The organism is Alteromonas sp. H39 (assembly GCF_047556435.1).
In the GTDB taxonomy this organism is placed as follows: Bacteria; Pseudomonadota; Gammaproteobacteria; order Enterobacterales; family Alteromonadaceae; genus Alteromonas.
In genome coordinates, this window is sequence record NZ_CP180210.1 from 1,575,711 (window position 1) to 1,589,089 (window position 13,379).

Consider the following 13,379-nt stretch of genomic DNA (forward strand, 5'->3'; position numbering starts at 1 on the left):
CGCCGCTGCCGCAGAGGCGGGCAGGGAGGACTTTTCCTTATCCTAATGTAAAAAAAGCGTGTACGACAGAGCCGTACACGCTTTGTAATGTCGCCTGGCGCTAAGCGCCGGCGCTTAGTATCATCAGAAGCTGGCGTTGCCCGGCGTTCTCGGGAATGGGATCACGTCACGCACGTTCTGCATACCGGTAACATAAGCAACCAAACGCTCGAAACCCAGACCAAAGCCCGCATGTGGCACAGTGCCATAGCGGCGCAGGTCGCGATACCAGCCGTAATCTTCTTTTGACAGGCCCATGGCTTCCAGACGTTCATCAAAGACGTCAAGACGCTCTTCACGTTGTGAACCACCGATAATTTCGCCAATACCTGGTGCCAGTACGTCCATGGCTGCCACAGTTTTACCGTCATCGTTAAGGCGCATATAAAACGCTTTGATATCCTTCGGATAGTTTTGCATGATGATAGGCGCACCCACATGCTCTTCAGCCAGATAGCGTTCATGCTCAGAAGACAGGTCTACGCCCCACTCAACAGGGAATTCAAACTGCTTGCCACTGTTTTGCAGAATATCGATGGCATCGGTGTAATCCATGCGCACAAAGTCTGAGTCAATCAGTGCCTGCAGACGTTTAACCACATCCTTGTTGATACGCTGTTCGAAAAATGCCATGTCATCGGCACGCTCTTCCAGTACCGCTTTACATACATACTTGAGCATATCTTCAGAGAGCTGCGCGATATCGCTCAAGTCAGCAAACGCGACTTCCGGCTCGATCATCCAGAATTCAGCCAGATGACGGCTGGTGTTTGAGTTTTCTGCACGGAACGTCGGGCCAAAAGTATAAATTTTGGACATCGCGCAGGCATAGGTTTCGCCGTTCAGCTGACCGGAAACCGTCAGGTAGGTTTCTTTGCCGAAGAAGTCTTCAGAAAAGTCGACCTGGCCTTTGTCATCCATTGGCAGGTTCATCATGTCCAGCGTTGAGACACGGAACATTTCTCCCGCGCCTTCTGTATCTGATGCGGTCAGAATTGGGGTGCTTATCCAGACATAACCGTTTTCGTGAAAGAAGCGGTGAATGGCCTGAGATAAACAGTTACGAACGCGGGTTACCGCGCCAATGACGTTAGTACGTGGGCGCAGGTGAGCATACTCACGCAGGTATTCAATACTGTGACGTTTAGCCGCCATGGGATAGGTGTCCGGATTCTCAACCAGGCCCACAACCTCGATGGATTGCGCTTCCAGCTCCAGTGCCTGTCCCTGTCCCTGTGACGCTTTAACAGTGCCTGTTACAGCCAGTGAACAACCTGCAGTCAGACGCTGCACATCGGCGTAATTCTCGAGGGTATTCAAGGCGACAACCTGAATTGGGTCAAAACAGCTGCCATCGTGCAGGGCAATAAAAGACAGCCCGGCTTTTGAATCCCGGCGGGTGCGTACCCAGCCTTTCACCGTTACCGTTTCGCCTTCCGCGTACTGACCTTTCAGTACGTCGACAACGGGCGCATGCGTCATGTTGTGTTCTCCGTAAAAATCGTTGTTGCTTTGCGACATCTTCGCATACAAAGTTATGTCGTGCATCTGCACACCCGGCATAAAGCAAAACCGGGTTGGTTGAAAGCGTATTGGAGTGGGCATTGCTGACATGCATTTGCGGACATAATGTGAACGCAATGCAGCGAATCGGTCGTATACAGAGAATGGCTTTTCCCGCCTGGGCTAGCGCACTCTCTCTTCTATCCCGAAGATGCCTACGGAGGAAGCAACCTGTGACAGGCTGGCGTCCCGCTTTCCAATAAGGCTGGTAGTATACTCAACCTGTCTTTTGTTACCAGACATAAGGATGACAAATGGGCAAGAAAAATAGTGTGAGCGAGTCGCCCGAGCGCCGTCAAATACCCAGAACCCAGGATGGATTTTACCGCGCCGTGCTGGTGGCTAATGCGCTGGCGTGGCTGATACTGGTAATCGCACTGATTTTGTTTCATTTCGCGAGGCCGGATTTTGTTTCTGGCGTGCAGCAGTACTGGGGAGTGGAAGGTGACACGCAGTGGTCGCAGGCGTACGTAGATGCAATGATAGCAATGCTTCAGATATGCCTTGGTGTGAGTTTACTTACAATGATTATGCGTGCCCGGCGCAACCGGCGCCGGGACGATAACTATGGGGTTAACCTGTTTATTCTGGCGGGCATTTCACTGATAAGCCTGCTAACCCTCACTATCAATGTTACCTAGCTGATGAACGCTGAGTTGATCAGTACGTACGTATAGATGATATAGGCAGCCAAAAAGGATCCTCCCTCTAGTCGGTTTAGTCGACCCTGGCCTTTAATTCCGATACAGAAAATGAATAATGCTACGGTAGCAGCCAGCATAACTACGATGTCCCGGTACAGGAATGAGGCGTCTATCGTCATTGGCTGGATCATGCCTGCAATACCGACAACGGCCAGTGTATTGAACATGTTAGAACCTATGACATTACCGAGTGCCAGATCATGTTCGCCTTTTCTGACTGCCACGAGTGAGGATGCCAGTTCGGGTAGAGACGTTCCTACTGCAATGATAGTCAACCCTATGATGGTGTCGCTGACTCCAAAGAACGAGGCGACTTCTACCGCTCCCCAAACTAAAATGCGTGAACTGGCTATCAGCAGCAACAAGCCGGTAATTAACCACATAACATGGGTTTTGACAGTTCCCTGAGAAGCGTTGATTTCCTCAGAGTATTCCTCTGCCAACGCGTCCTTGTCGCCCTTTATTGCTGTCCATATACTCCAGGATACAAGCAGAATGAACAGGCCCATTAGTGAGAATGCATCGTCTTTGGACAAATTCATATCCAGTAACAGCCACGCCGCAAAAAACGTAAGCCCCAGCATTACCGGAATTTCCTTGCGTATTATTTCTGATTTTACAGCGATGGGGCTGATAAGTGCAGTGAGACCCAGGATAAGCAAAATGTTGGCAATGTTTGAGCCAAACGCGTTCCCCAGTGCAATACCGGAATTTCCCTGCGCGGCGGCAAAAACAGACACAATGATTTCAGGCGCTGACGTGCCGAAACCAATAATCAGCATACCGATTAAAAGCGGTGACACACCGAAGTGATTTGCCACTGCTGCGGAGCCGCCAACAAATTTACCGGCACTCCATAGTAACACCGGTAATCCTATAATAATGGCGAGACTCGCTAATAACATATACTCTCCTTAGAACACTTTTTCGTTGCACACGTAAACGTGTAGTGCTGAATTTTTGACATCAAATTTCTGCATCGTAACGATGAAAAAATTCCGTACGTAAAACACTATGCAAATTTTGCGCATGCCGTACACTCGCGCTCAATAACGAGGATACGGTTGCAAATTGTGGCATCGTTAGAGTTTACCTTAGCTATGTTTTTTTAGAAGCGTTAACCATGCACAACACCTTAATTGTAGTAGACGATGTTGCTCAGTTTGCCTCCTCGTCACTTCACGTCATCACTTTTGATGCGTATCTGGCTGATTTCCCTAAGCTGAATGAGCCAAAAACCCGTGTCATCAATTTATGTGATACGTCCCGTTATCTGAGTCAGGGCTATTACTGCTCTCTGCTGGCGCAGGCACGTAATCACCTGGTATTGCCAACGGTGAAAACCATCAATGACCTGCGACTGGCAGAAAGTGGTGAGTCCCGTCGTTTGTCGCTGCCGGCTAATCTGAAAATTGAAGCAGGTCAAACGCTGCCACAGTCTTTCTTTGTACTTTTCGGAGAAACAGAAGATCAGCGTCTGGCAGCGTTAGCGCGTAAAGCGTTTGATGCGTTTCCATTTCCGGTTCTCAGCGTTTCTCTTCATTTACCTGATATGGCGACGGCTGATGACAGCTCGCGGATGCGGCAGGTGAACGGGTTTGTGACCTGTGAAGCCGCAGGTTTTGCCGATCTGGATGAAGAGGGACAGGCGCGTTGTATTGCGAGCCTTGAGTCATATACGCGGCGCCAGTGGCGACAGTCACGTCAAGGCAAACAAATGCGCTGGGACATGGCAATCCTGATAGATCCTGATGAATCCACTCCGCCCAGTAACGGCAAAGCCATTAAGCACTTTGTTAAAGCCGCTGAAAAATGTGGGTTTCAGGTGGATGTGGTATCCGAACTTTCTGAACAGGAAGTAGGGCATTACGATGCGCTGTTTATTCGTGAGACCACCGCCATCGATCATCGCACGTATCGCTTGTCGAGAGCGGCAGAGCGCGAAGGCGTGGTGGTAATGGATGATACCCAATCTATTTTGCGCTGCTGTAATAAAGTTTATTTGCAAGACGCATTTACTTATCAACAGGTGCCTGCGCCGAAAGCCCGGTTTGTGTCGTCGCTGGACAAAAAAACCTGTGATGAACTGGAGGCAACGTTTGGCTATCCAATGGTTTTGAAGTTACCCGAGAGTGCGTTTTCCCGAGGGGTGACAAAGGCGGAAAACCGCAAAGCACTGGAAGAAAAGTTAAGCGATATGTTGGCTGCTTCAGCGCTGGTATTGGTGCAGGAATACATTTATACCGAATATGACTGGCGTATCGGCATGCTGGGGGGGAAACCTATCTATGCCTGCCAGTACTTTATGGCCCGCAATCACTGGCAGATCTATAACCACAAAGGCGATCGCTTCAGCTCCGGCGGTTTTACTACCATGCCGACATTTGAAGTTCCCAAACCGGTGTTAAACGCTGCGGTAAAAGCCGCCAAAGTGGTGGGAGACGGCCTGTATGGCGTAGATCTGAAGCAAACAGATAAAGGCGTGTTTGTGATTGAAGTGAATGACAACCCCAGTATTGATGCTGGGGTTGAAGATAAATATCTGGGTAAAACGTTGTATGAGCAGATCATGCAGTCGTTTGCAGATAAGCTGGAGCAACGAGGTCGATGAGTGCGTTACCCCGTGTGAGTTGTGATTCGGTGTCGTTGCGTGAAGCAACACATAACGACTTGCCGTTGCTTTTAACCATTGAGCAACAATGTTTTGCTACCGACCGCTTAAGCCGTCGTCGCATGCGGTTTTACATTGATGCTCCCCATGCGGTGTTCGTGGTAGCTGAAAAAGGTATTGAACTGGTAGGTTATGGTTTGCTGTTGATGCGCAGAGGCACGCAGTTAACCCGCCTTTATTCCTTAGCCGTGCTACCAGAAGCCAGAGGGCTGGGCATTGCGGAAGCGGTAATTGGACGTTTGGAGGAATGTGCTCTGGCACGGGGAAAGCGTTTTATGCGCCTGGAGGTTTCTGAGCAGAATCTGGGCGCAATCCGGCTCTATGCAAGACTGGGCTTCGAACAGTTTGGTGTTTACAGTCATTACTACGAAGACGAGTCCGATGCGATTAGGATGCAAAAGGTGCTAAGTACGCCGGATATATCTCATAAGGGTGACGTGTTTCCGTGGTATCAGCAGACAACAGATTTCACCTGTGGTCCGGCATCGCTGATGATGGCGATGCATCATCTGGACCCTGCTTATGAGATGAGTCAGAACAATGAACTGGCTATCTGGCGCCGGGCCACTACGATTTTTATGACCTCCGGACACGGCGGGTGTCACCCCATCGGGTTGGCGCTGGCTGCTATGGATGCCGGCTTCGATGTGAAAGTCTGGTGCAACAGAGAGTTTCCACTGTTTGTTGATGGCGTCAGAAGCCAGCATAAAAAAGAGATTATTCAGGCGGTAGAGGCCGAGTTTTTAAACGAGGCGGAGGCGCGCGCGCTGGAGATTGAATACAGCGACTGGTCACTGGCATCGCTGGCCGCAGAAGTTCAAAACGGTGCGCAGGTCATTTGCCTTATCAGCACGTATTCTTTTGATAAGCGAAAAGCTCCGCACTGGGTGGCGTTAACTGATGCGGATGAACATTGTTTCTATCTGCACGACCCGGACGCGGAAGACGAACCGCCCATGGAGTTTCAGCACATACCGGTGGCCCGGGATGACTTTAACCGGCTGGCAAGCTACGGTACCCGCAAGGTTCGTACTGTTGTGTTGCTGCGTCAGGCGTCCTGATTCATTGACAGGAAAGCCAGTATGACAGGGTCATACTGGCTTAGTGTCGGGTATTACCACTGATACGCAGGTTGAAGTCATTTAGTCGACTAACCAGGCTCATTAAATCGCTGGCACTGCCAGTAAATGTGGCTGGTTTTTTCGCAGGACTCCCCTTGACGCATTGACTTAATGTCTGTGAGGCGTCAAAGCACGCTGTCTTATCAATCAGCTTTTTCCATTCGCTCTGCAAATCGCTGGGAACAGCATGACGCTTTGCTACCAGCTTGTCTCTAATTTGCAACACCTGACCAATCAATTTCGTATTTTCATTCAACATGGTAACTACCTTATTTACCGCTAAACCTGCCTCGGCTCCGCCTTGTTGGGGGATTATTGTACAGATTAGTGCAAAATCTCCCGCTAATACGTGCCTGTCTTACTTGTTTGGTAGCAAAAACGATACCTGATTGCAGCAACCTACATTATTTTTGCTTTCTCACAGGAAAAATCCCACCGCCGAAGGGCCACTGAAAATGATAAGTTAAGGTTGGCGAACGGCTGCACGAAGGCCTCTGAAAGTCTTTTGCAACGCGAATGTGCGGCCTCATAAGGACACGGTAGGACACAAACGTAAGCGAACATCAACATCCCCCTGCAACAGCATTGGTGGTGTTCGAGTGCATTATGAAAGTGCAATAAATGCACTGTCTGTAAATCCTTCATAGATATGGTTGAGCAATATATACCGCGTTATTCTTACGGCGTAGCGGTGCTGGCTCTTTGTGGTGAGAGAAAGTGAGAAAGCTGCGAACGCAGACGGGTCTGCGGGGCGATCCGGGGCGGACAAGCGTAGTCAGCAAAATCGTGCGTCATGTTTGATATAAAGCCAAACGCGCCACCCAGTATCTTGTCAGGCCGGCTTTTGAGAATAATGCCTGAAACCCACCTTCAGGCCGGGTGATGATGTCGATGATGATGCCAGTGGCGAACTTTTCCCACACACCAGAACGGGGCCCACAGGATCATATTCAACACAATTGCGGTAATTAAGCTAAATAAAACAGCCATAGGATCGAGCGGTACGGAAGGGGAAAAGTTATCAATAACCCTTGCCAGCGTGGCGTTTTGTTCAGGATGAAACATGTACCACGCTTTTTCGTAGTAGTGACCGTTTGCCAGTGTTTGTATACCCGTTTGCAACTCATTCAGAGTAGAGACGGTCTGTGCCTTATTGGCCGCGTCCTGCTTGACTACCGGGTCCGGATTCTGGCGCAGTGTATCGATAAGGGCATCAACAGACTCGTAACCAAATTGATCGGCCAGCGCCTGATATTGTGCTACCTGTTGCTCAGTGGCGTCGAAGAAACCGCTTAAGTACTGACGGTAATGGTCGGCCAGAATCGGCACCTGCAGCGCGGTTAAAAACAGTGCCGTGAAAACGATTTTATCCAGAACCCTTACCATCAGTCCCATAACTTCTCCGTTAGGTATTTCTCCGCTTCATCTCACTGCTGACGATTATGACAGCGCCGATTGGATAGCATCTGTGAGTTTGTTCAGCTGCGCTTCACTAATCACATAGGGAGGCATGATATATACCAACTTTCCAAACGGACGGATCCATACGCCGTTGGCAACAAAATGTTTCTGAATTCTGGCCACATCGACAGGTTGTTTTGTCTCTACTACACCAATCGCCCCTAACACCCGCACGTCAGCAACGGCCGGAAGCGCCACCAGCGCTGGCAGCGAGGCTTTTAACTGTGCCTCAATCTTTGCTACCTGCGTTTGCCAGTGCCCCTCATTAATAATAGACAAACTGGCGCCTGCGACCGCGCAGGCGAGTGGGTTGCCCATATAGGTTGGACCATGCATGAATACACCGGGTTCCCCCTGGCACACGCCCTGAGCCACATCTTCGGTGCACAGGGTCGCAGCGAGCGTCATGTATCCCCCGGTCAGCGCTTTTCCTAAACACAAAATATCGGGGCTGATGTCAGCATGCTCACAAGCGAACAGTTTACCCGTGCGGCCGAAGCCGGTGGCAATCTCATCGCAAATCAGAAGCACATCGTAGTTGTCACAAAGCTGTCGGCACCGGCGAAGGTATTCGGGGTGATAAATGCGCATGCCGCCTGCGCCCTGAACAATGGGCTCCAGAATGAGTGCCGCCATCTCGTGGTGATGTTTCTCGAATAACTCCTCCAGTGGCAGAATATCGTCTTCGCTGAACGTTTGTTCGAAACGGGTTTGCGGCGCAGGGGCAAAAATTTGTTTGGACAGGACACTGGAAAAAAGGCTGTGCATGCCATTTACCGGATCACATACCGACATCGCCGCAAAGGTATCGCCGTGATAACCGTTGCGGGGGGATACGATTCGGTGCTTTTCCGCACGGCCCTGACAGGCCCAGTACTGAATTGCCATTTTGATGGCCACTTCCACAGACACAGAGCCTGAATCTGCCAGAAACACCCGCTCCAGCCCGGCGGGTACCATAGCCAGCAGCTGCTTGCATAAGTCGATGGCAGGCTGGTGGGTAATACCACCAAACATCACGTGCGAAAATGCATCAATCTGCTTATGGGCAGCGTCATTGAGTTGCGGGTGGTTGTAACCGTGGATAGCGGCCCACCAGCTCGACATCCCATCGACAACGGTCTCGCCGCTTGCGAGCTTGAGCTCTGCGCCTTTCGCTCCCACCACCTCATAGCACGGCAACGGATTCAGCGCCGAGGTATAAGGATGCCAGATATGCTGTTTATCAAATTCAATATTGTTCAAAATATAACCACTGGTAAAGGTTTTCAATTGGTCAGAGTTGACAAGTCGGTTGACGCGCATAGACTAAGCCAGCATTCAGAATTAGTAAAGGACAGGCTATGACCGCCGCGCCCATGCACTCAGCATCATCATCTTCTATTCGCCACGACTGGACCAAACAGGAAGTCGAGGCACTATATGCGCTGCCATTTAACGATTTACTGTTTAAAGCGCAGACGATTCATCGCGAAAACTTTAATCCGAATGAAGTTCAGGTAAGCACACTGTTATCGATTAAAACCGGCGCGTGTCCGGAAGACTGTAAGTACTGCCCGCAAAGTGCGCGCTACGACACGGGTCTTGAAAAAGAGCGTCTGCTCGAAATTGAAAAAGTGATAGAGCGGGCCAAAGACGCCAAGCGTACAGGCTCAACCCGTTTTTGTATGGGCGCCGCGTGGCGTAATCCGAAAGAGCGTGACATGCCCTACGTACTGAAAATGGTTCAGGAAGTGAAGAAACTCGGCCTGGAAACCTGCATGACTTTAGGTATGCTGACTCGCGATCAGGCTATCGCACTGAAACAGGCTGGCCTGGATTATTACAACCACAACCTGGATACCTCACCGGAGTACTACGGTGACATTATCACTACCCGCACCTATGAAGACCGGCTAAATACGCTGGAGAACGTCCGCGAGGCCGGCATGAATGTGTGTTCTGGCGGTATTGTAGGAATGGGCGAAAGCGCGGGCGACCGGGCCAGCCTGTTGATTCAGCTGGCGAACCTGCCGGAGCAACCGCAAAGTGTTCCTATCAATATGCTGGTAAAAGTAAAAGGCACGCCACTGGATAGCGTAGAAGATCTGGAGCCGTTTGAGTTTATCCGCACAATTGCGGTAGCACGGATCATGATGCCAGCGTCTCATGTGCGCTTGTCTGCGGGGCGTGAAGCAATGAACGAACAAATGCAGGCACTGTGCTTTATGGCTGGCGCAAATTCGATTTTCTATGGCTGCAAGCTGCTGACAACGTCTAACCCGGACACCCATGAAGATGTGTTGTTATTTAAAAAGCTGGGTATCAATACCGAGCGCACCAGAGAATATTCTGATGAAGCGCACGAGCAGGCACTGAGCGAGGAAATCGCGGTGAAATCTACGGATAACCTGTTTTACGATGCGACAACCAGAAAGTCACAGTCTGAAGCGGAGGCCTGATGGCCTTTGACTGGCTTGAAGCATCATTAGCGCAGCGCTACGAAGACGGGTACTTGCGTACCCGGCACTGCCAGCAGTACGAGAAAGACGCGGTGGTGAACATCAACGGCGATCACTATCTCAATTTTGCCAGCAACGATTATCTGGGTATGCGTCAGCATCAGGGCGTATTGCAGGCGTGGGTAGAAGGGCTGGCGCATTTTGGCGGTGGCAGCGGCGCATCGCCACTGGTTACCGGCTACAGTCAGGCCCATCTGGCGCTTGAGGCGTATCTGGCGGATAAATTACAGCGCGAAGCCGTGTTGTTGTTTAACTCCGGGTTTGCTGCTAATCAGGCCATTTGCCAGGCGCTGTTTGCCGATGGCGGTCATATTGTGGCTGACAAACTCATGCATGCCTCATTTATTGATGGTGCGATGGCGTCAAACGCCACACTGTCCCGGTTTAAACATAATGATGTGTTGCATGCACAGACCTTACTCAACAAGAGTGAGGCAACCGACAAATTGCTGGTATCAGAGGGCATATTCAGCATGGACGGCGACAGCGCACCGGTGCCTGAGCTGACATCGCTGGCGGCAACGCATAGCGCCTGGCTGATGTTGGATGACGCCCACGCGTTTGGTGTGACGGGTGAGCACGGCCTGGGCTCTGCAGACGCGTATGGGTTATCTCAGGCCCAACTGCCTGTTCTGATGGCCACGTTCGGCAAGGCGATTGGCACCGGCGGCGCGTTTATCGCCGGCAGTCAGTTGCTCATTGACTATTTGATAAACCACGCCCGGCATTATATTTATTCTACAGCAATGCCGCCGGCACAGGCTGTAGCGACGTTGCAATCGCTTACCTACTGCGAGGAAGGGGAAGCCAGAGCGGCGCTGCACGACAATATCGCTTACTTCAGGGAAGTTGCCGCACAACAAGGTATTGATGTGATGTCGTCGCATAGTGCAATTCAGCCTGTGCTGGTAGGCGATCCGCAGCAGGCCGTCGCGGTCAGTGAAGCCATGCGCTCACGGGGAATTTGGGTAACTGCTATGCGCTATCCTACCGTCCCCAAAGGCACTGATCGCATTCGTATCACGCTGAGCGCGTTGCATCAGAAAAAAGATATTGATGTTATGTGCGATGCGTTAATGCTGAGTCTGAATGAGGTGTCACAGTGAAGGCAGTAGAAACCGCGCTGTTGAATACGGTATCTGTGCCCGAGAGGCAGCGGGTGGCAGCCTCGTTCAGCCGGTGTGCATCATCCTATGACTCCCATGCTGGCGTGCAGCAGCGGGTGGCTGAAGATTTGCTGAGTAAAGTTACGTTATTGCCCGGCGAGTCATTACTGGATATTGGATGTGGTACAGGGCGCCACACTCACTCGCTGGCGCGCAGAGGTGGCGTTGTGCAAGGGCTGGATATCGCGCCGGGGATGCTCGCTTATGCGTCTGAACGCTACCCTGAAGTGACGTTTCATCAGGGACATGCTGAGGCTTTGCCTTTTGCTTCGCAGTCTTTTGACCAGCTGTTTTCGTCTATGGCGCTGCAGTGGTGCCAGTCACCATTAACCGTTATGCATGAGATGCAGCGCGTGCTGAAAAAAGGCGGGCGGGCATCGCTGGCTATCATGGTTGATGGCTCTTTTGAGGAGCTGGACCGCGCCCGCCGCGTGGCGGGTATGGTGGTAACCACAAACCCTCAGGCCAGTTATTCCCAATGGTGTGACGCTGCAGCTACGGCAGGACTTACGCTCAAAGAGGCGCAGTTAGTTGCGTATGTCGACGCGCATGCTGATTTGCTGTCACTGCTGCGGTCAATAAAACATACCGGGGCAGGGGTCACCGCGGCAGAAGGCACGAGGTTGTCACGTCAGGATCTGAAAAAACTGTCGATGACATACCAGTCTCTGCATGGGCAAAATAACTGCCTTCCGCTAACCTACAATATTGCTCAGCTCATTGTAGAGAAATGATTAACCCAGACTAGCAGGCTACCTATGCAATCCTATTTTGTTACTGGTACCGACACTGATGTCGGTAAAACGTATGTCTCTGCGATTTTACTGAAGGCCGCCTCTGAAGCAGGCAAAAAAACCGTGGGCTATAAGCCGGTTTCTGCCGGATGCGAAGAAATCAACGGACGTCTTGTAAACGAAGACGCCTCGCAATTGTTAGCCAATAGCTCGTTGCCGGTCACTCAGGATGAAGTGAACCCCATTGCGTTTGTTCCCCCTATTGCACCGCACATCGCAGCCAAAGAAGCCGGTGTAACAATCAATCCGCAGGCAATAGAGTCGGGCTACGCTCACTTAAAAGGAATGTCTCCGGATTTGTTGATTATGGAAGGAGCCGGGGGCTGGCGTTTACCTCTTGGTGACAAGCGCTATCTTTCAGATGTTGTTAAACAGCTGAAGCTCGATGTCATCATTGTGGTAGGTATGCGCCTGGGGTGTCTGAATCACGCACTGCTTACGGCCGAAGCCGTGCAGCGTGACGGGCTGAATATTAAAGGCTGGATAGCCAATCAGTTACACCCGGATATGCCGCGTTATACTGAAAATCTGGATACGCTTAAAGCAGAAATGCCGGCACCGTTTCTGGGAGAAATTCCCTATGCGAAAGTCCCGGCTAGTCATGTGCTGGAGGCGTTAACCAAGCAACTTTGTGAGTGATTCGCCCGCTGCTATTGGGCGCTTCTCCTCGCCGGTAAAAACAAAGCCACCTTTCTCGCCTTGTAATGTCAGTGTGTTGTTTGTTAACAACAACGCTGTGCCCTCACGAATGGCGACGACCGGTGTTCGTGGATTTAGCGCGGTAAACTCCGCAAGGCGCTGGTCACGCGTTTCGCCGTTGTGACCGGGCGGCTGGTAGTCGGTGTAATGGGGGTTTAACTGAAAAGGCAAAATAGTCAGCGCGTTAAATGATGGTGGCTCAATAATAGGCATATCATTGGTGGTGCGAATGCTCATACCGCAAATGTTAGAGCCGGCACTCCAGCCTATGTAGGGGGTACCATCGGCTATTGCATTTTGCAGCGGTGCAATGAGTTTCTGCTCGTAAAGCGTGTAAAGCAAATGGAAGGTATTCCCGCCGCCAGTGACAATAGCCTGATGATTTTCTTTCGCCTGAGTGATGGCCTTAACCGGATCAGAGGCACGGTGTAAGCCTACTACTGAACATTCTGGCAGCGCTTTCTGAACTGCCTCTACGTAGGCGTCGTAGGTTTGCGTTACTGCCGCATAAGGCACAAATAGCAACTCGCGCCGCTCTCCTAAGTGTGCAAGAATATGCGCCCTGGCATGTTCGAGGTAGGTTTCGTCACCTTGCCGGGAGCTGCTTAACAATAAAGCATGTGCAGTCATAATGGCTCCATGTAATAAATGTCGCAGTAT

13 protein-coding genes are annotated in these 13,379 nt (G+C 51.1%); 7 read left to right on the top strand and 6 right to left on the bottom strand.

The genetic code is table 11. The annotated features are described in order from the left end of the window. Positions 1 to 123: 123 nt before the first annotated feature. Positions 124 to 1,521 carry an asparagine--tRNA ligase gene (asnS, locus tag ACLBLI_RS06835; protein ID WP_414830925.1) on the bottom strand — a complete coding sequence of 466 codons (1,398 nt, stop codon included), beginning with the start codon at positions 1,519 to 1,521 and terminating at the stop codon, positions 124 to 126. Between the two features lie 335 nt (positions 1,522 to 1,856). Here asnS and ACLBLI_RS06840 point away from each other — a divergent pair, with 335 nt between their 5' ends. Continuing rightward, positions 1,857 to 2,243: a hypothetical protein gene (locus tag ACLBLI_RS06840; RefSeq protein WP_414830365.1), complete on the top strand. Its 387-nt coding sequence runs from the start codon at positions 1,857 to 1,859 to the stop codon at positions 2,241 to 2,243. Here ACLBLI_RS06840 and ACLBLI_RS06845 read toward each other — a convergent pair. After that, positions 2,240 to 3,211, bottom strand: coding sequence for a calcium/sodium antiporter (locus ACLBLI_RS06845; RefSeq protein WP_414830366.1), 972 nt, complete (start codon positions 3,209 to 3,211; stop codon positions 2,240 to 2,242). The genes ACLBLI_RS06840 and ACLBLI_RS06845 overlap by 4 nt on opposite strands. A gap of 218 nt (positions 3,212 to 3,429) precedes the next feature. Here ACLBLI_RS06845 and ACLBLI_RS06850 point away from each other — a divergent pair, with 218 nt between their 5' ends. Next, entirely contained in the window at positions 3,430 to 4,917 is a 1,488-nt protein-coding gene (locus tag ACLBLI_RS06850; RefSeq protein WP_414830367.1) for a RimK family protein, read from the top strand. Continuing rightward, complete coding sequence (locus ACLBLI_RS06855; RefSeq protein WP_414830368.1) at positions 4,914 to 6,038, top strand: GNAT family N-acetyltransferase/peptidase C39 family protein; 1,125 nt, start codon at positions 4,914 to 4,916, stop codon at positions 6,036 to 6,038. The genes ACLBLI_RS06850 and ACLBLI_RS06855 overlap by 4 nt, the downstream gene beginning before the upstream one ends. Before the next feature lie 40 nt (positions 6,039 to 6,078). On the opposite strand, the gene ACLBLI_RS06860 is transcribed toward ACLBLI_RS06855, so the two are convergent. From ACLBLI_RS06860 to bioA, 3 genes are all read right to left on the bottom strand, one after another. Beyond that, positions 6,079 to 6,357 (bottom strand): hypothetical protein, encoded by a 279-nt coding sequence (locus ACLBLI_RS06860; RefSeq protein ID WP_414830369.1) that lies wholly within the window; start codon positions 6,355 to 6,357, stop codon positions 6,079 to 6,081. 611 nt (positions 6,358 to 6,968) lie between these two features. Further along, complete coding sequence (locus ACLBLI_RS06865) at positions 6,969 to 7,493, bottom strand: DUF2937 family protein (protein ID WP_414830370.1); 525 nt, start codon at positions 7,491 to 7,493, stop codon at positions 6,969 to 6,971. A 45-nt stretch (positions 7,494 to 7,538) separates the two neighbouring features. Further along, the gene (bioA, locus tag ACLBLI_RS06870) at positions 7,539 to 8,804 is read right to left on the bottom strand and encodes an adenosylmethionine--8-amino-7-oxononanoate transaminase (protein ID WP_414830926.1); all 1,266 of its coding nucleotides are present in this window, start codon (positions 8,802 to 8,804) and stop codon (positions 7,539 to 7,541) included. Between the two features lie 98 nt (positions 8,805 to 8,902). Between bioA and bioB the strand changes: the two genes are divergently transcribed. Genes bioB through bioD form a run of 4 tightly spaced genes read left to right on the top strand, consistent with a single transcriptional unit; the run spans position 8,903 to position 12,659 of the window. Then, the gene (gene bioB / locus ACLBLI_RS06875) at positions 8,903 to 10,000 is read left to right on the top strand and encodes a biotin synthase BioB (protein ID WP_414830371.1); all 1,098 of its coding nucleotides are present in this window, start codon (positions 8,903 to 8,905) and stop codon (positions 9,998 to 10,000) included. Then, complete coding sequence (gene bioF / locus ACLBLI_RS06880; protein ID WP_414830372.1) at positions 10,000 to 11,166, top strand: 8-amino-7-oxononanoate synthase; 1,167 nt, start codon at positions 10,000 to 10,002, stop codon at positions 11,164 to 11,166. The genes bioB and bioF overlap by 1 nt, the downstream gene beginning before the upstream one ends. Then, positions 11,163 to 11,960 carry a methyltransferase domain-containing protein gene (locus ACLBLI_RS06885; protein ID WP_414830373.1) on the top strand — a complete coding sequence of 266 codons (798 nt, stop codon included), beginning with the start codon at positions 11,163 to 11,165 and terminating at the stop codon, positions 11,958 to 11,960. The genes bioF and ACLBLI_RS06885 overlap by 4 nt, the downstream gene beginning before the upstream one ends. A 24-nt stretch (positions 11,961 to 11,984) precedes the next feature. Further along, the gene (bioD, locus tag ACLBLI_RS06890) at positions 11,985 to 12,659 is read left to right on the top strand and encodes a dethiobiotin synthase (RefSeq protein ID WP_414830374.1); all 675 of its coding nucleotides are present in this window, start codon (positions 11,985 to 11,987) and stop codon (positions 12,657 to 12,659) included. On the opposite strand, the gene pepE is transcribed toward bioD, so the two are convergent. After that, positions 12,636 to 13,349 (bottom strand): dipeptidase PepE, encoded by a 714-nt coding sequence (pepE, locus tag ACLBLI_RS06895; RefSeq protein WP_414830375.1) that lies wholly within the window; start codon positions 13,347 to 13,349, stop codon positions 12,636 to 12,638. The two genes, bioD and pepE, sit on opposite strands and share 24 nt — an antisense overlap. Positions 13,350 to 13,379: the final 30 nt, after the last annotated feature.